This is a genomic window from uncultured Methanobrevibacter sp. (genome assembly GCF_902770715.1).
Taxonomy (GTDB): domain Archaea; phylum Methanobacteriota; class Methanobacteria; order Methanobacteriales; family Methanobacteriaceae; genus Methanocatella.
Genome location: NZ_CACXTS010000008.1, coordinates 46,537 through 67,402, shown reverse-complemented (window position 1 = coordinate 67,402; position 20,866 = coordinate 46,537). Strand labels below are relative to the sequence as shown.

The following is a 20,866-nucleotide window of genomic DNA, read 5'->3' as shown; positions in this document are numbered from 1 at the left end:
AGAAACATTATGGGTCCTGTAAGAGAAGGCGACATTTTAATGTTACTTGATACAATTAGAGAAGCTAAGGAAATTAGAACTCCTTAAGAAGGTGTAAGAACATGAGAACTTGTTCATTCTGTAAAAAAGAAATTGAAGACGGTACTGGAAAAATGTACGTCAAAAGAGATGGTTCAATTTATTTCTTTTGTAGCAGCAAATGTGAAAAAAATATGATTAAACTCGGAAGAGTTCCAAGAAAAGTTAAATGGGTTAAAGAATGATTCAAAAAAGTTTTGTTATGATGAAACCAGACGCTGTACAAAGACGTCTTATGGGTAAAATTTTGTCTCGTTTTGAGCAAAAAGGTCTCAAAATTGTTGCTTGTAAATTAATTCACATTGATGAAGATTTAGCAAAAACTCATTACGGAGAACATGCTGATAAACCATTTTTCCCAGGTTTAGTTGAGTATATTACTTCTTCACCATCATTAGCTATGGTAATTGAAGGAGAAGAAGCTATTACCACTATTAGAAAAATAGTCGGTGCAACTGATCCTTTAGAAGCAGACCTTGGAACTATCAGAGGAGATTTCGGTATGAATAAAGGTAGAAACATAATTCATGCTTCCGATGCTCCTGAATCTGCTGAAAGAGAAATTGGTCTTTTCTTTAATGAAGACGAAATTTGCGATTATCAAATTGTTGATAACGATTTAATTTATGAATAGATTTAGAATTTAAAGATTTATTATCAAAGACGATATTATGAAAATCAGATCCCCGATTGTATCAGTTTTAGGACATGTAGACCATGGAAAAACTACATTGTTAGATTATATTAGAGGAAGTACCATTGCTGATAGGGAAGCAGGAGGTATTACTCAACATATTGGTGCTACTGAAATTCCAAATGATACCATTGAAGAAATCTGTGGAAATTTTATATCAAAATTAACTATCAAAGATTTAATACCAGGATTGTTCTTTATTGATACTCCAGGTCACGCTGCATTCACCAGTTTGAGAAAACGTGGAGGTGCACTAGCAGACCTTGCAGTTTTAATTGTTGATATTAATGATGGATTTAAACCACAAACATATGAAGCTTTAAATATTCTTAAGATGTACAGGACTCCTTTCATTGTTGTTGCCAACAAAATCGATATGCTTTTTGGTTGGGAAACTCATGAAGGAGCTTCATTTAAAGAATCTTTTAATCAACAAGCTCCAAGTGTTCAGCAAGATTTGGATTTAAAAATCTACGAACTTGTAGGTACCCTTCACAAAGAAGGTTTCCAATCTGAAAGATTTGATAGGGTAAGTAATTTTGCTTCACAGATTAGTATTATTCCAATTAGTGCTAGATCAGGTGAAGGTATTATTGAAGTGCTTGCAATGTTGCTTGGACTTGCTCAAGAATATTTGACTGAACAATTAGAAATTAATGAAGATGCTCCTGCTAAAGGTACTGTATTGGAAATCAAGGAAGAAGTAGGACTTGGTCTTACTATTGATAGTATCATTTATGATGGTGTTTTACGAACTAATGATGAGATAGCCTTAATGACATCTTCAAATGAGGTTTTAACTACTAAGATTAGGTCTATTTTAAGACCGCTTCCACTCGAAGAAATGAGGGATTCCAAAAAGAAATTCCAAAAATTTGACGAGGTTGTTGCGGCTGCAGGTATTAAAATTGCAGCACCTAACTTAGATGATGTCGTTTCCGGTTCACCGCTTAGGGTATTAAGTGATGATGAAAATGTAGAGGATGAGCTCTTAAAGGAAATTGAAGATATAACCATCAGTACTGAAGATGAAGGTATTTTGGTTAAGGCAGATACATTAGGTTCTCTTGAAGCTATTGTTAAGCTTTTAAGGGAAATAGATATTCCTATTCGTGAAGCGGATATCGGTGATGTAAATCGTAGAGATATCATAAATTCATCCATTGCTTTAAATGAAAACGATAACCATGGTGCTATAATTGCATTTAATGTGGATGTTCATCCTAATTCTGTTGAAGATCTCAATAATTCAGATGTCAAACTCTTCAAGGGTGATGTTATATATCAAATTATTGAGGACTATCAGGCATGGATTGATGAAATTGAAGCGGCTAAGAAAAAGGCATTTTACAATGCAATCATTAAACCTGCTAAATTCATGGCATTGCCTAAATTAGTTTTCCGTCAAAGTAAACCAGCAATTATTGGAATTGAATCCATTAGTGGTACAATAAAACAAGGTCAAACCTTAATTAATAAGAATGGAGAATATGTTGGTGTAATAGCCAGTATGGAAGACAAAGGTGAAACATTACCAGATATTTCTAGAGGTCAAAGGGTTGCAATGGCTATTAAAGATGCTATTGTTGGAAAACATTTTGATGAAGGGGATGAATTATTCGTTGATATTCCAGAAAAGCATTATAAGTTTATTGAAAGGGAATTTAAGGATAAATTAACTGAAGATGAATTTGAAACTTTATATGAATTTTTAGAGATTAAACGTAAAAAAGATCCTGATTGGGGTAAATTTGGTCTTTTTGAATAATAAATTTGATTTATAAAATAATTAAGGAGGAATACCATGGCATTCAAAGTTGTTGTGTCTCAAAAAGCTGAAACTCATCAAATTGAAATCGATGAAACTAAAGCTCTTAATGGATTAGTTATCGGCGATGAATTTGATGGTGGAATTGTTGGTTTAGATGGTTACACTTTAAAAATTACCGGTGGTAGTGATAAAAACGGTTTTACCATGAAAAAAGATGTTTCTGGTACCAGAAGAATCAAAAGTTTATTAACTGGCGGTATCGGTTATCATCCTAAAGCTGATGGTGTTAAAAGAAGAAAAACTGTTAGAGGAAACACTATTGCTGAAGATATTGTACAAATCAACACTGTAGTTACTAAAGCTGGAAGCAAATCAATAGCTGAAATTATTGGTGCTGATGAAGAAGAGGAAGAATAGTTTTACTATTTTTTCTTATTTTACTTTTAAAGTTGAATTAAAATAAGGTGGTTATCTGTGAACGTACAGTCAGATGTTAACATAGGTTTAGTTGGTCACGTAGACCATGGTAAGACTACTCTTACTAAAGCATTATCAGGAATATGGACTGATACACACAGTGAGGAAACAAAAAGAGGTATTTCAATCCGTTTAGGTTATGCTGACATTGAATTTAGGAAATGTCCTAACTGCGGTGAACCTGAATGTTATACTACTTCCGATAAATGTGAAATCTGTGGTAGCGAAACTGAATTAATTAGAAAAGTATCATTTGTTGATGCTCCAGGTCACGAAACTCTTATGGCAACTATGTTATCTGGTGCTGCAATTATGGATGGTGCAGTGTTAGTCATTGCTGCAAATGAGACTTGTCCACAACCACAAACTAAAGAACATCTTATGGCACTTGACGTAATCGGTGTTAAGGATGTTATAGTAGTTCAAAACAAAATTGATATTGTTTCAAAAGAAAGAGCTATTGAAAGTTATAATGAAATTAGGGAATTTGTTAAAGGTACTTGTGCTGAAGATGCTTTAATAATACCTGTATCTGCTCAACAAGGAGCTAACGTCGATATATTAATTGAAGCAATGCTTAAACAAATCCAACCTCCGGAAAGGAATGTTGATGATACTGCATTAATGCATGTTGCAAGGTCATTTGATATCAATAAACCTGGTTCCGGTGCTGATAAGATCAAGGGCGGAGTAATTGGTGGTACTTTAATCCAAGGTAAATTCAAACTTGGGGACACCATTGAAATTAGGCCCGGCCCTACCAATGAAGGTAAAAGACTTACTTTAACCTCTGAAATTATCGGTCTTGAAGCTAACGGTAAGCAAGTTGAGGAAATCGGTCCTGGAGGTCTTGTAGGTATTGCAACCAAATTAGATCCATCTTTAACTAAATCAGATTCATTGTCTGGAACTGTTGCTGGTGAAGAAGGTACTTTGCCGGAAGTATTGGATGCTTTTAAAATGGAAGCTAATTTACTCGATCGTGTTGTTGGTACTAAAGAAGAACGTGAAGTCGCTCCAATTAAAATTAAAGAGCCTTTAATGATTAATTGTGGTACTACAACAACTATTGGTGTTGTTACTTCTACCAAGAAGAATGATGTCGATGTTAACCTTAAGTTGCCTGTATGTGCTAGTCCGGGCGATAGAGTAGCTTTAAGTCGTAGAGTTGGAGCTCGTTGGAGATTAATCGGTTACGGTATTATTAAATAGAGGGAAAAATAATGGACTCTAAAGAAGTTGTGATTGATACCAATTTTTTTATGGTTCCTTTTCAGTTCAATGTTGATGTCATCACTGAACTTGAAAAATTATTACCTTCTTATAAATTAACAACTCCAAGCTTTGTTATCAATGAATTGAAGGGTTTGAAAAATAACAACAAAGGAAAAATACGGCTAAATGCAAATTTAGCCTTAAAGTTAGCTAATTCTTCAAAAGTTGAAATAAAGGATATTTCATTACTTGAAAATGAAACTGTGGATGATGCGTTGCTTAGAGTTTCAGAAGTTTTAGCTACAAATGATATTGAATTAAAAAAACGTGCAAAAGATAAAGGAATAACAGTTGCATATTTAAGACAAAAAAAATATATTGCTGTTGAAGGTAAAATATAATATTAATTAAATTATCAATTAAATGAGGGATTGCTTTGTATTATAAAACAAAAATCGAGGACACTGTAAGAATACCACCTTACAGGTTTGAAAGTCCTCTTGAAGAAGTTGCTATTCAGACTTTAAACGAAACCTACGAAGGTCGTTTAGACAAGAAACTTGGTTTACTCATTTGTGTTAATAAAATTGATGAAATTAGTGAAGGCAGACTCATTATGGGTGATGGAGCTTCATATCATAATGTTGTCTTCGAAGCTATTTTCTTTAAACCAGAACAACATGAGATTTTCGATGGTGAAGTAATCGATATTGTGGATTATGGTGCTTTTGTAAGGATTGGACCTATGGACGGTTTGATACATGTTTCCCAAGTTACCGACGATTATATTAATTATGACGGTAAAAGAGGAGCATTAATTGCAAAAGAATCCAATAAGACATTGGATGAAGGTGACTTAGTAAGAGCTAGAGCTGTTAGCGTATCCATTAAGGATGAATCTACCAATAATATGGAAAATACTAGGAATTCTAAAATTCCTCTTACCATGAGACAAACTAATCTCGGTAGATTTGAATGGATTGAAGAAGCTAAACAAAAAAGTAAGAAGGGTAAAGAATGAAAGCTTGTACTGTTTGTAAAATGATTTCAGACAAAGACCACTGTCCTAATTGTGGAAGTCCAACATCCGATAATTGGAGCGGTCTTTTAATTATTACTGATCCTGAAGAATCTAAAGTAGCTCAAGAATTAAATATTACAGTTCCTGGTGAATATTGCTTAAGAGTAAGATAGAAGGTTTTATTGTGTTACGTTTAGATGCAGAATTAAATAAAGATATAATATCTGAGCTTAAGAAGCCTTTAGGTACTCTATATCCAGACTTTGAAGATGCGATTGATGAAATCAAATCTTCCGAGTTTTTAATTTCTGTTGGTGATGCAACTTTTGGTAATCTTACTAAATATGAATTATATCCTAATATAGGTATAATTGATAATTTAATTCAAAGAAAAAATCATACTCATGAAATTATACGTGCAGATCACATTTTAAAGGCGGACAATCCTGCTGGAACTATTACAGATGATCTATGGGAAACCATAGGCCAAGCTCTTGAATTATCTGACACTGGCGAATGTTATGTAATTGAAGTAGCAGGGGAAGAAGATCTTGCAGTTCTTCCTTGCATCTTAATGGCTAATCCAGAAACTACCATTTTATATGGTCAGCCTAATGAGGGTTTAGTGCTTTTAAAAGTTTCTGACTTAAAAAATAAAGCTCAAATGCTTATTGACGGATTTATTAAAGAATAAATTTAATGAGGTTTTATAATGGAAATCGAATTTATCGAAGAAAAAGAAAACAAATTATTTAACAGAAAAGAAATTAAATTTTATGTTGATTATGATGGGGAAGCAACTCCTAAAATCTTAGACATTAAATCTAAATTAGTTGCTTTATTAAACACTAAGAAAGATTTAATTGTTGTTGACAATGTACAACCTCACTACGGTGAACCTAGAGCATTAGGTTATGCTAAAGTTTATGATACTGTAGATGATTTAGAATACATTGAAGCTAAACATGTTTTAGCTAAAAATGAAGAACCTGAAGAAGAACCTGCTGAAGATGCAGAAGAAGAATAGGTGATTTGAATGGTAAGAAAAGGCGATCTTTACAAAGTAGATGGCGACAAAATTGAAAGAAAAAACCCAATTTGTCCTCGTTGTGGTGAAGGTGTATTCATGGCTGACCATGGTGACAGGTTCGCTTGTGGTAAATGCGGATACACTGAAATGAAAAAATAAGATTTTTCAAATCTTTTTTTCTTTTTTTATTTATTTTTATTTTTAATTTTTAATCATTTTTAAGAAGGGATTTCTTTGGATAATATTAGAAATGGTCGTTTTAAAACTGGAATGACTGATGAAGCTGCTATTTATACTTCATCTCTTGAAGCGGATAAACTTCTTTTTGAAGCGGATATAAAAACTAATTTTGCACATACCTCAATGTTGAAACATGAAGGCATAATCGATTCAGAAATTGCAGATAATATCTTATGTGCTCTTGACAGCCTTAAGGAGGAAGGATATGGTGCATTGGTCTTTGATCCATCAGTTGAAGATGTTCATATGGCTATTGAAAATTACGTAACTTCCAAAATCGGGCCTCAAGCAGGTTTCATGCACACTGCCAAGTCACGTAATGACCAGGTTGCATGTGATGTAAGATTAGTGTTAAGGGAAATGATTGAAGAAATTCAAATTGGAATTTTAGAGTTCATGGAAGGCCTTGTTGAAATGGCTGGTGAACATTTGGAAGATGTTTTCATTGGATTTACTCACTTGCAGCATGCTCAGCCAATTACAATTGCTCATCACTTGATGGCGCATGTTCAAGCTCTCAAAAGGGATTATGAACGTTTAGCAGATACTTATAAAAGGGTTAATTTAAATCCATTAGGATCAGCTGCAATGGCAACAACCAGTTTCCCAATCAATAGGCAATTAACCACTGATTTGCTCGGTTTCGATGCATATTTGGAAAACTCTATGGATGGAGTTTCAGCAAGAGATTTCATTGCAGAAACAGTCTTTGATTTAGTTGCATTATCCTCAACTTTAGCTAAAGTCTGTGAGGAATTGGTTTTATGGAGCACTTATGAATTCGACGTTATTGAAATGGCGGATGAATATTCATCAACTTCTTCTATTATGCCTCAAAAGAAAAACCCTGACGTGGCCGAACTTGCAAGAGGAAAAACTAGCATTGCAACCGGTGAGTTAATTACCATTTTAACAATCCTCAAGGCCATTCCATATACATATAATAGAGATTTGCAGGAAATAACTCCTCATTTATGGAATGCGGTTCAGGTAACTCAAGACACATTGTCAATTGTAACTAAAATGATGTTGTCCGTTGAGTTTAAGGTTGATAGATGTGCGGAACTCGCAGGCAAGAACTTTGCAACTGCAACTGACCTTGCAGATATCATGGTTCGTGAAAAAGAGATACCATTCAGGACTGCTCATAAAATTGTTGGAAGGATTGTCAATGAAGCTACCGCAAGCAATATGGCTGAAGAGGACATTACATCCAAATTCATTGATGATATTGCAGTTGATTTAGGTTTTGAAGAGCTTAATTTATCTGATGACTTAATTCAAAGAGCTTTAAATCCTGCTGAAAATGTTAGAATCAGAGCTGTACCTGGAGGACCTGCTCCTGAAATGGTCGAAATTGCTCGCGATAATATTAAAGCATTTTTAAATGATGAATTTGAAAGATTAGGAATTTAATTAAATTCCAAATTTTTTTTAACAAAAATAGGTTTTAGGTATGCCTAAACTTTATATACTTTTAAAGACAATATTATAATTGCTGATATAATCTTTGATTATTGATGCTAGATGTTGCATTGAGATAATTATAGAATACTTATAATAGTTCCTCAAGAATTCAATAAGTAAAGCTCAGCTTCTATGTTATCCCTGCAACACCTATTAAGAATTAATTTTCATGTTTTTGAGATTCAACGTAAGCGTCATGAATCTCTTTTGCTAGTTCATCATCACCTTCAATGATTGGCCCTGTATAATCACAGTCGTAACATTCCCATTGTGACCAATTTTGAGGTATAATCCATTTTACTTTTCTAGATCCGCATCTAGGACAAATTTTATGCATCATACTAATCTATCTTGTAAAAACTCCATATTAAATTTAATGCTTCTCCGGGTTCAAGTGCACCAGAACGGGTTTCCCTCAATATCCTTTGTATTGAAAATTTCTTCATATACGGGAATTTTCTGTGAACCTCATATAGCAGAGGACAACCAAATCCTTTAATCTCATTTAAATCATATGTTCTTATTAAGGATTTTATCTCTTGTTTGCCAACACTTAAACTTGCTGGAAGGTTTAAGCGATATAATGAATCCTCTTGCATATTAATGCATTGACTGCCTGTTGCAAGCATATCACCGAATACAATTATTGGAATTTCGTTATCTTTTGCATATTGCTTTACCAATTCACCGGTATTTTTTGAGCATCGGCCGCATGGATGAACTTTGCCTGTGAAAGATTCTTCAATAATTTCCGAATAATCGGATTTGATATACTCATGTTTGATGTTTAATGATTCTGTTATCAGTTTGATATTATTCTTAAATTGTTTTGGCAGGATTATCGTTCCGGGATTAACTGTTACTGCAATCGGGTTGAATCCAAGTTTTTTAGCCAGAATTAATGAAAAACTGCTGTCAACACCACCTGAAAGAGCAACAACAGCTTCAATATCTGAAGATTCTTCAAATTCATTTTCATTGAAGTAATCATCGAAGCTAAAGCTGTAAATATTTTCAAGTTTGTTTTCAATTGTTTTTTCTAAGTTTTTAAGACCCATCAAATCCAAATCAAGGTTGCTTATGGTTTTTTTGGATAATTTTAATTTATACTCCTTATTTAAGAAGTCGCCATAGCTTTCAACATGAATGCTTTCGAGGCCTAATTTTTCCCTAAGCTTTCCGACAACCCATCCTCCTTTGCCGATGATGGCTGATTTGTCTGGGCGGTCTTCAGTAATAATCCACAATTCATTGGTTTTTTCGCTAAAATATAATTCTTCTATGAAAATATTTACTTTATCGTGACCTATTTCATCTCTTATTTGGTTAACTTCATTCAAAATGAATTCTTTTGTAAACATTGTATTTAGTTATGGTTCAACTACTTTAAATATTAACATTACTTTTTTAATTTCAAATGACTAATATTATTGTGAGGAGATAGTATTATGGAATATCGCAAATTAGGTAATACTGGTATTGAAGTATCAGAAATTGCTTTTGGAGCCGAATTTTTAGTTGAAAGGCCTTATGAGGATACGGAAGTTTTAATCAAGGCCTGTGAACAAAATGGGATTAATTTTGTTGACTGCTGGATGAGTGAACCGGATGTACGCTCACATTTGGGCCGTGCCATTAAGGGCAATCGTGAAAATTGGGTTATTCAGGGACACATAGGGTCAACCTGGCAAAACGAGCAGTATGTAAGAACACGTGAAATGGACAAGGTCATTCCTGCATTCGAAGACTTCATGGAAAGGTTTCAAATCGATACCCTGGACTTTGGGATGATTCATTATGTTGACCAATTGGATGACTATAATGAGATTATGAACGGTCCCTTCATAGAATATGTTCGCAAATTGAAGGATGAAGGAACCATTGAGCACATTGGATTAAGTACACACAACCCTGATATCGGTCTATTGGCTGCACAAAATCCAGAAATCGAACTTCTGATGTTTTCAATCAATCCGGCTTTTGACATGTTTGGTCCCATGGACGATATTGAAGAGTACAGAAAGGAAGATGCATATGATGAGCCAATGTTTGGTGTGAATCCGATAAGGACTGAAATCTATGAGTTATGCGAGAAAAACGGCACAGCACTAACAGTTATGAAAGGCTTTGCCGGTGGAAATTTGCTTTCTGATGAGACCTCCCCTTTCGGTGTTGCATTGACTCCGATTCAGTGCATTCATTATTGCTTGGAGCAGAAAGGCGTGAACAGTATTTTTGTAGGTGTAAAAACTGTTGATGAACTTGAGGAATCCTTGAAATATTGTTCAGCAACAGATGCGGAAAAAGACTATGCAGAAGTATTGAAAAATGCTCCAAAACATTCGTTTGATGGGCAATGCACCTACTGCGGACATTGCGCACCATGCACTTCTGAAATAGACATTGCAATGGTTAATAAGCTGTTTGACCTTGCAAAAAACCATGATGAAGTTCCTGCCAGCGTTCAAGAGCATTATAATAACCTGAAATTCAATGCAACTGAGTGCATTGCATGCGGCGACTGTGAACCGAGATGCCCATTCAATGTTCACATTGTAGATGTGATGCTTGATGCACAGGATTTATTCGGATTCTAACCGAATCTTTTTTTCTTTTTTTCACTATATTTATTAGATTATTTAAACAAATATTCAAATGATTATTATGGCGTATGAAATTAAAAACAAAAAAAACATCTCAACAATTGGCGTGCATGCCGGTCAGGAAGAGGTGGATGAGACCGGTTCAAGAGTGACACCTATTTATCAGACCACTTCTTATGTATTTGAATCTTCCGAGCAGGCTGCAAATAGATTTGCACTTAAGGAAGGAGGAAACATCTACACCAGACTTACAAACCCTACTACTGAAGCTTTTGAAAAAAGAATGGCCGCTATCGAAGGGGGAACAGCAGCATATGCAACAGCTTCAGGAATGGCCGCAATTTTCTATGCAATCATTAACCTGACAAAAGTGGGAGATAATATTGTATCCGCAGATAACCTATACGGCGGAACATATGAGCTTTTTGAAAATACACTGGAAGAATTGGGACGTACAGTAACATTTGTCGATTCGCAATCTCCTGAATTGTTTGAAGAAGCAATCAATGATAAGACAAAAGCGATTTATGTAGAGTCAATCGGAAACCCGAAACTTGATATTCCGGACTTTGACAGATTGGCTGAAATCGCACACTCTCATGGAATACCATTGATTGCGGACAATACTGTAGGTATTGGATCCGTAAGGCCGTTTGACCATGGGGCTGACATTATCGCTTCATCTGCAACCAAGTATATTGGAGGTCATGGAACCACTCTCGGTGGTATTGTCATTGAAAAGGGAGACTTTGACTGGATGAACGGCAAGTTTCCGACATTGTCCGAACCTGATGAAACCTACAACGGATTGATATTTGCTGAAACATTTAAGGGTTCCGCATTCACAACAAGAATCAGAACAGTTGTCGGAAGGGACACAGGTGCAGTACCTTCTCCATTCGGATCATTTTTACTGTTGCAAGGTCTTGAAACCTTGGGACTCAGAATTGAAAGGCACGCTTCAAATGCAATGGCCGTTGCAGAACACTTGGAAGCACATCCTAAAGTGGCTTGGGTAACTTATTCAGGCCTTGAATCTTCACCTAACCATGAAGTGGCTAAAAAATATGCCGAAAAGGGTTATGGGGGAATAGTTTCATTCGGCCTTAAAGCTGGTTATGACGGTGCTTTGAAATTCATTGAAAATGTAGAGCTAATCTCATTTTTGGCAAATATCGGTGATGCAAAGTCATTGGTAACCCATCCGGCATCAACTACACACTCCCAATTGTCTGAAGAGCAGCAATTGTCTACTGGAGTGACACCTGACCTAATCAGGTTTTCAGTGGGTATTGAGGATATTGAAGATATTTTGGCTGATGTCGATCAGGCTTTAGAAAAAGTTTAATGGAATTCCTTTATTTCCATTTTTCTCTTTTTTTTGTTTTTTAAAATCTAATTTTGTTTTTCTAGTTAAAATTAAATATGCTATTTTTGAAAATATAATGTAATGCGAAGCAATGAAAATATTAACTCTATTATTGGCTCACCAAGAAAGGCAATAAACAAATTGGCGTTTCCCACTATTTTTTCAATGCTTTTAATGTTTCTGAATAATCTGATTGATAGTTTTTGGGTTGCAGGAATCAATGCTGATGCGTTGGCTGCGCTTGGTTTTGTTTCACCATTGTATCTGGTCATCATTGGACTTGGAAGCGGTGTGGGTGCAGGTGCCAATTCATTGATTTCAAGATGCGTTGGAGCCAGACAATTTGAAGATGCAAACAATGCAGTAATGCATTCAATAATTTTAACACTTATTGTTTCAATTATAGTTTTAATTGTAGGTATTTTCTTTTTAGATGATTTGATTGTTTTTTTAGGTGCGAACAGCGTTAAGTCATATTGCCTAAGTTATGGCCAAATCATATTTTTGCTGAATATAGTATTTCTGGCACCTAATGTAACTGCAAGCATCTTTAGGGCTGAAGGTGATGTCGGAAGGGCAACTAATCCCCTGATTTTAACTGCAGTTTTAAACATGATTCTAGACCCGATTTTGATTTATGGATTAAATTGGGGCATTTTTGGAGCGGGGCTTGCAACTGTCATTGCCTCTCTTGTAGGATTTTTATGGATGTTATTCTGGATTTTTGTTAAAAGGGACACATTCTTTAAGTTTGATTTCAAATATTACAAAAGAAAACTTGAAATCTATAAGGAAATTCTTGTTGTTTCGCTGCCGGCAGGTACGGAAGAGATTATTTTTGCATTAGTTGCAATCATTCTCAATTATCTAATCATGATGACTGCTGGCGTAAGCGAGGTTGCTTCGTTTACCATTGCATGGAGATTCATATCAATTGCATTTCTGCCTTGCATGGCAATTGGAATCGCAACAATAACCGTTTCGGGAATTGCATATGGTGCTCGAAACTGGGAAAACTTCAATGAAACAATAAAATATTCTACATTATTAAGTTTAGCTATTACTTTAGCAATCTGCGCCATATTTTTCATTTTTGCATATCCTATTTGTGAAATATTTAATTTCCAGGCCGGAAACTTGGCTTTGGTGGAGAGGTCTGCAGAAATATTACGGATATTGGCATTTTACAACTGCCTGATTTCATTTGGAGCAACTGCAGCATATACATATCAGGGAGTAGGTTCAGGATTCAAATCACTTGGGTTGACTATTTTAAGGGAATTAATATTGAGCATGGCATTCGCATATATTATGGGAATAATTTTGGATATGGGCGTTTTTGGTGTGTATTTGGGTGCTGTAATTGGAATGAATATGGGTTCTTTAATTGGTTTTATCTGCATTTGGATATTTAATTTGAAGTTTAAAAAGCAATGCGGACTTTAAATTTTAAAATTTAAGTATGATTTTTATCTATCTTAGTTTTCTAAATAAAGCTAATGATTTACAATATTAGTTTTTTGAAAAGAAAAGCACCAAATAACAAAAAAGAATCAGATTTAATTTTAAATCATCCAAATTGATTTAATTAATTTTATTTGTTTAATCAAAATTTGATTAATTATTTTTACTTAATTTTAACAATTTTAATTAATATTATTAAATAGAAACCTTTTTATAATTGAAGGATAATATCATTAGCAACCAATAATTTGTTGGTGATATTATGAAAAAACAATCAAAAGATTGGGAAGACATTAAGATCAATGAAAGAAGAACAGATAAGATTTTCTTTGAATCTTCATTACTTCAATCCATCTCCGATAAAATTGATTTTTTAAGAGAGGAATCATTTGAATTGTTTAATGAATTGGATTCAAACGAATTTAAACAACAACTTGATGAATTTGATTTGGAAGAGTTTGGTGAAGAAGCATTTTACCAAATTTCAGAAATCGCAGACAATTTTTCAGAATTAAAATCTGAATTAATCAATTCTGATGAGTTGCCTGATTTTGTAAAGGAATCCACTAGAAATGCTAAATTCGTATTAAATAGGGATTCCGATTATGTTAGAAAAGCAAAAAGAAAACTTGATAGGTTAGACTCTGATAGTGAATTGGTTGATTCATATAAGACAAATATTAGGGTCATTGAACTTTGCGATAAAGCTATTGATGTTAACTATGAAAATTGGCAAGCGTATTATTTTAAAGCTCAAGCATTAATTAATTTGGAAAGATATGATGATGCAATTCGTCAATTAATCAAATCTCTTGCATTGAATGAAGAAAATATGGATGCATGGTTTGATATTGCAAATGCATATAAGTTAGATAAGAAATATGCAAAATCAATTGAAGTATTTGATTCAATTTTAAAAAGAGATGAAAATTCATTTGAGGCATTACTTGGAAAAGCACAAGCATATTTTGAATTGGGCGATTATCAAAATGCAGATGAATTTTTCAAAAAAGCTAATTCCATTAAATTCTTAGATGATGACGCTAAGGAAATGTGGAAAAGTATCCAAAAAGATAATTAATTTTTTTTGCATATAAGAATTTTTTTCTTATATGCTCATATTTGTTTATTTTATTTCACTGTTTTTTAGTATTTTGAATAATATTCATCAAATTTTTGCCATCACTGAATTTATTAAATAATTTTTCTTATTCATCTGTAAATTATGAATGATTTTCATAAAAAATAAAAATAGTTAGTAATATATTTATTATTACCAAATTATTTTAGGTGAAAAAATGGCAAAAAATGCAATTATTACTGGTGGATCAAGAGGAATAGGTAAGCAATGGCTTTAAAACTTGGTGAACTTGGATACAATGTAGCAATAAACTACAGAAGTGACTCATCTAAACAGCTAACAGAAGATTTAATTGAAGAAATAAAATCTGAATATGGTGTAGATGCTATTGCTGTACAAGCGGATGTAAGTAAATTTGAAGACTGCAAAAAATTAGTCGAAGCGACTGTTGAAGCATTTGGTGAAGAAATTGACGCATTAGTCAACAATGCAGGAATTACAAACAACTCCAATTTCATTGACTTGCAACCTGAACAGTATGAAGCTGTAATCAACACTAACCTCGTAAGTATGATGCACATGTGCCACTTAGCACTTCCTTATATGGTAGACCGTGACACCGCAATTGTATGTACTGCATCTGTAGGTGGATTAACTGGTGTTATTAACCAAGCAGACTACTGTGCTGCTAAAACTGGGGTAATCGGATTATGCCGTGCACTTGCATTAGAATTTGCTCCAAGAAAAGTAAGAGTAAACTCAATTGCACCAGGTATGATTATGACTGACATGTTACGCGGAGTAAACCAAGATGAATTGAACGCACTTGCTGCAACAATCCCTCTTGGACACATTGGTGAAGTTGAAGAAATCGCCGGTGCTTTAGAATATATCTTAACCGCAGACTACTTGACTGGACAAGTTATCTCACCTAACGGTGGATTCGTATTACAATAAGGTTATTTGACCTTATTAATGATAATTGAATTCTAATTCAATGAATAAAATTAAAAAGAGGAATTAAAATGGCTGAAACAATGAAAGCTTGGAGAATTAACGAATTGGGAAAACCTCCAGTATTGGAGGATGTACCTATTCCAGAACCTGGATTTGGCGAAATCTTAATTAAAATGAAAGGTGCAGGAATGTGCAGAACCGACCTTGAAGTTATTGACGAAGGTTTTATTACAGTTCCGTTTGTAGGACCATTCACCTTCGGTCACGAAAATGCAGGTACTGTTGCTAAACTCGGGCCTGGTGTCGGCACTGTTGAGGTTGGACAAAACGTTATTGTAGACACATTACACGCATGCGGTAAATGTCAGTACTGTCTTTCTGGCTGTGACAACTTCTGTGAAGTTGCAAGTGCACGTGGTCTTAAGGAAGATGGGGGAATGGCAGAATATATGATTGCCGATGCAAGGGAAGTTGCACCTTTAGGTGATCTTGACCCTACAGAATATGTGGCATTGGCTGATGCAGGTTTATCTCCATATGGTGCTGTACAGACTGCAAAACCATTCATTCCAAACAACGGTACTGCAGTGGTCATCGGTGTAGGTGGACTTGGATTCTACTGCTGCCAATATTTGGCTTTAACAACATCTGCCCGTGTTATTGTAGTCAACAGATCAGCTGATAAGATGGCTAAAATGACTGACTTCGGTGCTGATGAATTAGTTGTTTTAGATGACAATGCATATGACAAAATCATGGAATTGACTGATGGTAAAGGTGTAGATGCAGTATTTGACTTTGTAGGTAGAGATAACACTTTAGAGCTTGCTGCACAAATTACTAAAGGATTAGGTCTCATTTCCATTTTAGGTCTTGGTGGAGGAACACTCCCTGTAAGTTGGACCACTGTTAAACCTGGTGTTATGGTAAGACTAACTCAAGGTGGAACAATTACAGACCTTTACGAAATCATGGATTTGGCAAAAGCCGGAAAAATCACAGTTCAAGCTCAAAAGTATCCCTTCAGTAAAGTCCTCGAAGCTCTTGATGACTTGAGAAATGGAAGAGTTGAGGGTAGAGCTGTCATTACCTTCGAAGAATTTGACGAATAAATTATAAAGGACTTTTTGTCCTTTCTTTATCTTTTTTTTTAAAATATTTCTTGATTGACATTTAGTGATAATGATTATATATTATAAAATCTAAAGGTACCTTTAAGAAATTGAAAATAAAGCAGGAAAATATCATGAAGTTAACCAAGACACTGAAGACAATAGGAAAAATGCTTAGCCCATTAAAAAAGAACATTATTTCGCTTTTTCTTATTATTGCATTCCTATTGATTGATGTTTACTGTAACCTGACTCTGCCGGCATACACTGCAAATATTGTGGATGTAGGGATTAAAAACACAGATTTCAACTACATAATAAGTGTAGGAACCATGATGATGGCAATGGTTTTGGTAGGGGTTTTGGCTACAATAGGCCTTTCATACTTCTCAAGCAAAGTATCGGCGGCATACGGTAGAGATTTAAGAAAGATCAGCTATGACAAGATTCTGAAATTTTCAAACTTTGAATTGAATAAGATATCAAGAGCATCTCTCATAACACGTAATACAAACGATGTGCATCAAATACAAATATTTTTAGGTTTGTTTTTCACAACAATACTGTTCTCGCCGATATTGGGTATAGGAAGCATACTCAAGGCATTGGAACTTGGAACTAATCTTTTATGGATTATTGGAGTGACATTTGCTGCTGTAATGATACCGTTCATCCTGATATTCATAAAGACTGTTCCTTACTTTAAAGTAATGCAGGAACTGACTGACAAAATCAATCAAACCTCAAGGGAAATATTGATAGGCATGCCGGTTATTAAGGCATTCGTAAGGCAAAACTATGAAGAGAAGAGATTTGAAAAGACCAATGAAGAATTCAGGTCTGTAAACTTAAGTGTTTTCAGAGTCCTATTGACTTTACTGCCTGCAATGACTTTGTTGTTGAACTTGATGATTGTTCTCATTTTATACTTTGGCGCATATGATGCAATCAGGGGAGAGATATTGACAGGAACAATCATAGCATTCATTCAATATGCTACACAAATTGTTATGGCCTTTTTGATGATGGGTGGTTTTCTTGTAATGATTCCAAGAATTTTAGTGTCAGGAAGGCGTGTTGCTGAAGTGATAAACATGGAAATATCAATCAGCGACGGGCCAATTGACAGGATTGATGGCGACCCTACAATCGAATTCAGGAACGTTACCTATAGTTTTCCCGGCAGTGAACAGGAAATATTGAAGGATATCAATTTCAAGTTGGAAAAGGGAAAAACCACTGCAATAATCGGAGGAACTGGAAGTGGAAAGTCTACAATCCTGAATCTGATACCTCGCCTTCAGGATGTAACCGATGGGGAAATCCTTGTCAATGGCATAAATATAAAGGAATATAAGCTATCCGTCATTAGGGATAGAATCTCATACGCTCCTCAAAAGGCGATTCTTTTTGAAGGGACAATAAGGTCAAACATGCTAATAGGAAAAGGCGATGCAAGCGATGAGGAGATTGAAAAGGCATTGGACATGGCGGAAGTTGACTTTATAGAAAGCCTTGACGATGGAGTTTCACAGGGTGCATCCAATTTCTCAGGAGGACAGAAGCAGCGCCTTCAGCTGGCAAGGTCAGTGATAGCCGAACGTGACTTTTACCTCTTTGATGACTGCTTTTCCGCATTGGATATGAATACCGAAGCAAAAGTGAAAGAAAACATAAGAGACTTAAAGGAAAACTCATCAATGCTCATTGTTTCACAGAGGATTTCAACAATCATGGATGCCGATGAGATAATCGTGCTGGATGAAGGCGAGATTATAGACAAGGGCAGCCATGACTACCTTAATGAAAATTGTAGCATCTATAGGGAAATCGTTTCCTCACAGATGGAACAGTCCAAAGAGATGCTATATGACGATGCAGAATCATCCAAATTCGTCATAGATACAGATCATATTAAGAAAACTGCAGGAGGCAAATGATATGGCAAGAAGACCGAGAAGGCTGCCTCCTGAAAAGCCGGCAAATACCAGGCAATCCATAAAAAACATATTCAGTCTATTGGTGGGATATAAGTTAAAGTTATCTTTGACAGTTATTTGTGGCATCATATCAACAGTATTTTCAGTAATAAGCCCTCTTTTGATAGGTTTTGCCACAACTGCAATATTTGACGGTATAAAAACCGGAAACATGAATATGGAATATATACTCAATCTTTTAATCACAGTCGTAATCCTATATGTTATAAGCGCCGTTTTCTCATATCTTCAAAGCTATCTCCTGCTTGACATTACAACTGACATAAGCTATAATCTAAGAAAGAATCTGATTGAAAAGATTACCCATCTGTCAATGGGAGGTCTGGATGCGAATACCCGAGGGGATATCCTATCTAGAATTACGAATGATGTGGATTCCCTGCAGTCAGGTATCGTTCAGACATTCAACCAATTGCTGACAGGTGTCATCACTATAATCGGCGTTACGGTAATGATGCTTTCCATTAATATCTGGCTGACAATTGCTACAATAATATTGGTTCCGATTGCCTTTTTCATCATAATTAAGGTCACTGAATTCTCACAGGATTATTATCTCAAACAATTGGAATACAGAGGTAGGCTCAACGGACAGATTGAAGAGTCTTTCACAGGCCATGAAATCATCCGTTCATTCAACCAGGAAGAGGAATCCATGATTATCTTTGATGAGGAAAATGAAAACTGGTATGAACAGGAATGGAAATCCAAGTTCTTTTCAAGCATATCCGGCCCTTTCGTGCATTTCATCTCCAATCTGCAATATGTTATCATATCAGTTCTTGGAGCAGTTTTCGTGCTTCAAAATGCAATAAGTGTTGGGGATATTTTGGCGTTTATCCAGTATTCCAAAAACTTTACAACCCCAATCGAACAGATTACAAGAATCATGAACATGATACAAACCGCAATGGCTGCAAGCGAGAGAATATTTGACTTCCTAAAAATCGATGTTGAAGAAAACCCATCAGAAGAGAAAATCACAGAAATTAATGATGAAATCAGCTTTGAAAATGTCAGTTTCGGCTACACTGAAGATGAATTGGTCATAAAGGATTTGTCTTTTAAAGTCAAAAAAGGAGAAAAGATAGCTATTGTGGGTGAAACCGGAGCTGGCAAGACAACTATCGTAAAACTGCTAATGAGATTTTATGATGTGAGCGGCGGTGAAATAAAGATCGATGGTGTAAACATCAACAGGTACGACAAGCACAGCATCAGGTCCCTTGTAGGCATGGTTCTTCAGGATACCTGGCTTTTCAACGACACAATCTTCAACAATATCCGCTATGGAAAGCTGGATGCCACTGAAGAGGAGGTCATAGCCGCTTCAAAAGAGGCCCATGCGCACCATTTCATAATGCAGAGCGCTGAAGGATATGAACTGATGCTGAACGAGGATGCGGACAATATTTCCCATGGCCAAAAGCAGCTTCTGACAATTGCAAGAACCATCCTTTCAAACAAGCAGATACTGATTCTGGATGAGGCGACATCATCTGTCGATACAAGAACTGAAAAGCTAATTCAAAGGGCTATGGACAGATTGATGAAAAACAGGACAAGCTTCATCATAGCACACAGGCTTTCAACAGTCAGGGATGCTGATAAGATACTGGTAATTGATGACGGGCATATTATTGAGCAGGGAACACATGATGAATTGCTAAAACAGAAAGGATATTACTACAATACCCTGAATGCTCAAAAGGGGAGAATAGCAAATGAAAACTGATGAAATCAACAATCAGCTATTGTTCTACAAGTTCGCCATGATAAATGGGATTCTGGATCAAAGGAACAAGAAGCAAAATCCTGAAATGAAGAGCATTACAAGGGGCCAGGGCAGATTGATTGTTCTTTTAAAGCGAAAAGACAAGCTATCTACCAAGGAACTATCTGAAATACTTAATATCAGTGTCAGTTCCCTCAATGAAACCCTGAACAAATTAGAACAAAAGAACTTCATTAAAAAGGTTCCGTCAGAAAATGACAAAAGAATTTTGCTTGTTGAACTGACTGATGAAGGCAGAAACCTAAAATTCAAAGAGCATAATGACATTGATATTTTCGACTCTTTAACCGATGAAGAGAAGGAAAACCTGAACGATTATCTTAATCGTATGCTATTGGGTATTCATGATAAATTCAGGGATGAAGAACCTGAAAAGTATGAAAAGATTATTAAAAATAGGCAGAAAATCTTTGAAAAATACTTTAAAAACGATAATCATCATGCAGAATGGGTAAAATTGATGATGTGAATAAAAATAGAAAAAACAGTTGG

General features: G+C 35.2%; 23 protein-coding genes and 1 pseudogene. 22 read left to right on the top strand and 2 right to left on the bottom strand.

The window, feature by feature from the left end; genetic code table 11:
* The 13 genes and pseudogenes from rps28e to argH form a co-directional block, all read left to right on the top strand.
* Positions 1–87: pseudogene (gene rps28e, locus QZU81_RS03560) on the top strand (30S ribosomal protein S28e); the annotation flags it as partial.
* A gap of 14 nt (positions 88–101) precedes the next feature.
* Positions 102–263, top strand: coding sequence for a 50S ribosomal protein L24e (locus tag QZU81_RS03555; RefSeq protein WP_292826083.1), 162 nt, complete (start codon positions 102–104; stop codon positions 261–263).
* A complete protein-coding gene (ndk, locus tag QZU81_RS03550) occupies positions 260–712 on the top strand; it encodes a nucleoside-diphosphate kinase (protein ID WP_295589466.1) in 453 nt (150 codons plus the stop codon). The genes QZU81_RS03555 and ndk overlap by 4 nt, the downstream gene beginning before the upstream one ends.
* A gap of 37 nt (positions 713–749) precedes the next feature.
* A complete protein-coding gene (infB, locus tag QZU81_RS03545) occupies positions 750–2,540 on the top strand; it encodes a translation initiation factor IF-2 (protein WP_295589465.1) in 1,791 nt (596 codons plus the stop codon).
* A 36-nt stretch (positions 2,541–2,576) separates the two neighbouring features.
* The gene (locus QZU81_RS03540) at positions 2,577–2,960 is read left to right on the top strand and encodes a 30S ribosomal protein S6e (RefSeq protein ID WP_292826074.1); all 384 of its coding nucleotides are present in this window, start codon (positions 2,577–2,579) and stop codon (positions 2,958–2,960) included.
* Positions 2,961–3,017: 57 nt separating this feature from the next.
* Entirely contained in the window at positions 3,018–4,232 is a 1,215-nt protein-coding gene (locus QZU81_RS03535) for a translation initiation factor IF-2 subunit gamma (RefSeq protein WP_292851597.1), read from the top strand.
* Between the two features lie 11 nt (positions 4,233–4,243).
* Positions 4,244–4,636 carry a PIN domain-containing protein gene (locus QZU81_RS03530; protein WP_292826068.1) on the top strand — a complete coding sequence of 131 codons (393 nt, stop codon included), beginning with the start codon at positions 4,244–4,246 and terminating at the stop codon, positions 4,634–4,636.
* A gap of 35 nt (positions 4,637–4,671) precedes the next feature.
* Positions 4,672–5,256 carry a DNA-directed RNA polymerase gene (locus tag QZU81_RS03525; RefSeq protein WP_292826065.1) on the top strand — a complete coding sequence of 195 codons (585 nt, stop codon included), beginning with the start codon at positions 4,672–4,674 and terminating at the stop codon, positions 5,254–5,256.
* On the top strand, positions 5,253–5,429 hold the full coding sequence (gene spt4 / locus QZU81_RS03520) for a transcription elongation factor subunit Spt4 (protein WP_292826062.1): 177 nt from the start codon (positions 5,253–5,255) through the stop codon (positions 5,427–5,429). The genes QZU81_RS03525 and spt4 overlap by 4 nt, the downstream gene beginning before the upstream one ends.
* Positions 5,430–5,440: 11 nt before the next feature.
* On the top strand, positions 5,441–5,950 hold the full coding sequence (locus QZU81_RS03515; RefSeq protein ID WP_292826059.1) for a GTP-dependent dephospho-CoA kinase family protein: 510 nt from the start codon (positions 5,441–5,443) through the stop codon (positions 5,948–5,950).
* An 18-nt stretch (positions 5,951–5,968) separates the two neighbouring features.
* Complete coding sequence (locus QZU81_RS03510; RefSeq protein WP_292826056.1) at positions 5,969–6,283, top strand: 30S ribosomal protein S24e; 315 nt, start codon at positions 5,969–5,971, stop codon at positions 6,281–6,283.
* A 9-nt stretch (positions 6,284–6,292) separates the two neighbouring features.
* On the top strand, positions 6,293–6,445 hold the full coding sequence (locus QZU81_RS03505; RefSeq protein WP_292826053.1) for a 30S ribosomal protein S27ae: 153 nt from the start codon (positions 6,293–6,295) through the stop codon (positions 6,443–6,445).
* A 75-nt stretch (positions 6,446–6,520) separates the two neighbouring features.
* The gene (gene argH, locus QZU81_RS03500) at positions 6,521–7,942 is read left to right on the top strand and encodes an argininosuccinate lyase (RefSeq protein ID WP_295589461.1); all 1,422 of its coding nucleotides are present in this window, start codon (positions 6,521–6,523) and stop codon (positions 7,940–7,942) included.
* Between the two features lie 211 nt (positions 7,943–8,153).
* Here the strand turns inward: argH and QZU81_RS03495 are convergent, their stop codons facing one another.
* Both QZU81_RS03495 and QZU81_RS03490 read right to left on the bottom strand, forming a co-directional pair.
* The gene (locus QZU81_RS03495; RefSeq protein WP_342764257.1) at positions 8,154–8,339 is read right to left on the bottom strand and encodes a hypothetical protein; all 186 of its coding nucleotides are present in this window, start codon (positions 8,337–8,339) and stop codon (positions 8,154–8,156) included.
* On the bottom strand, positions 8,335–9,354 hold the full coding sequence (locus QZU81_RS03490; RefSeq protein ID WP_295589459.1) for a 7-cyano-7-deazaguanine synthase: 1,020 nt from the start codon (positions 9,352–9,354) through the stop codon (positions 8,335–8,337). Before QZU81_RS03490 ends, QZU81_RS03495 begins: the two co-directional genes overlap by 5 nt.
* A gap of 87 nt (positions 9,355–9,441) precedes the next feature.
* On the opposite strand from QZU81_RS03490, the gene QZU81_RS03485 reads away from it, so the two are divergent.
* The 9 genes from QZU81_RS03485 to QZU81_RS03445 all read left to right on the top strand — a co-directional run bounded on the left by QZU81_RS03485 (position 9,442) and on the right by QZU81_RS03445 (position 20,843).
* Positions 9,442–10,590, top strand: coding sequence for an aldo/keto reductase (locus QZU81_RS03485; protein ID WP_295589457.1), 1,149 nt, complete (start codon positions 9,442–9,444; stop codon positions 10,588–10,590).
* 67 nt (positions 10,591–10,657) lie between these two features.
* Positions 10,658–11,944, top strand: coding sequence for an O-acetylhomoserine aminocarboxypropyltransferase/cysteine synthase family protein (locus QZU81_RS03480; protein ID WP_295589456.1), 1,287 nt, complete (start codon positions 10,658–10,660; stop codon positions 11,942–11,944).
* A 102-nt stretch (positions 11,945–12,046) separates the two neighbouring features.
* A complete protein-coding gene (locus QZU81_RS03475) occupies positions 12,047–13,411 on the top strand; it encodes an MATE family efflux transporter (RefSeq protein WP_292851608.1) in 1,365 nt (454 codons plus the stop codon).
* 280 nt (positions 13,412–13,691) lie between these two features.
* The gene (locus QZU81_RS03470) at positions 13,692–14,510 is read left to right on the top strand and encodes a tetratricopeptide repeat protein (RefSeq protein WP_292823980.1); all 819 of its coding nucleotides are present in this window, start codon (positions 13,692–13,694) and stop codon (positions 14,508–14,510) included.
* Between the two features lie 267 nt (positions 14,511–14,777).
* Entirely contained in the window at positions 14,778–15,467 is a 690-nt protein-coding gene (locus QZU81_RS03465) for an SDR family NAD(P)-dependent oxidoreductase (RefSeq protein ID WP_295589455.1), read from the top strand.
* A gap of 68 nt (positions 15,468–15,535) precedes the next feature.
* Positions 15,536–16,579 (top strand): NAD(P)-dependent alcohol dehydrogenase, encoded by a 1,044-nt coding sequence (locus QZU81_RS03460; RefSeq protein ID WP_295589453.1) that lies wholly within the window; start codon positions 15,536–15,538, stop codon positions 16,577–16,579.
* 134 nt (positions 16,580–16,713) lie between these two features.
* Positions 16,714–18,519: an ABC transporter ATP-binding protein gene (locus QZU81_RS03455; RefSeq protein ID WP_295589452.1), complete on the top strand. Its 1,806-nt coding sequence runs from the start codon at positions 16,714–16,716 to the stop codon at positions 18,517–18,519.
* A 1-nt stretch (position 18,520) separates the two neighbouring features.
* Positions 18,521–20,314, top strand: coding sequence for an ABC transporter ATP-binding protein (locus QZU81_RS03450; protein ID WP_295589450.1), 1,794 nt, complete (start codon positions 18,521–18,523; stop codon positions 20,312–20,314).
* Positions 20,304–20,843, top strand: coding sequence for a MarR family winged helix-turn-helix transcriptional regulator (locus QZU81_RS03445; protein WP_295589448.1), 540 nt, complete (start codon positions 20,304–20,306; stop codon positions 20,841–20,843). Before QZU81_RS03450 ends, QZU81_RS03445 begins: the two co-directional genes overlap by 11 nt.
* Positions 20,844–20,866: the final 23 nt, after the last annotated feature.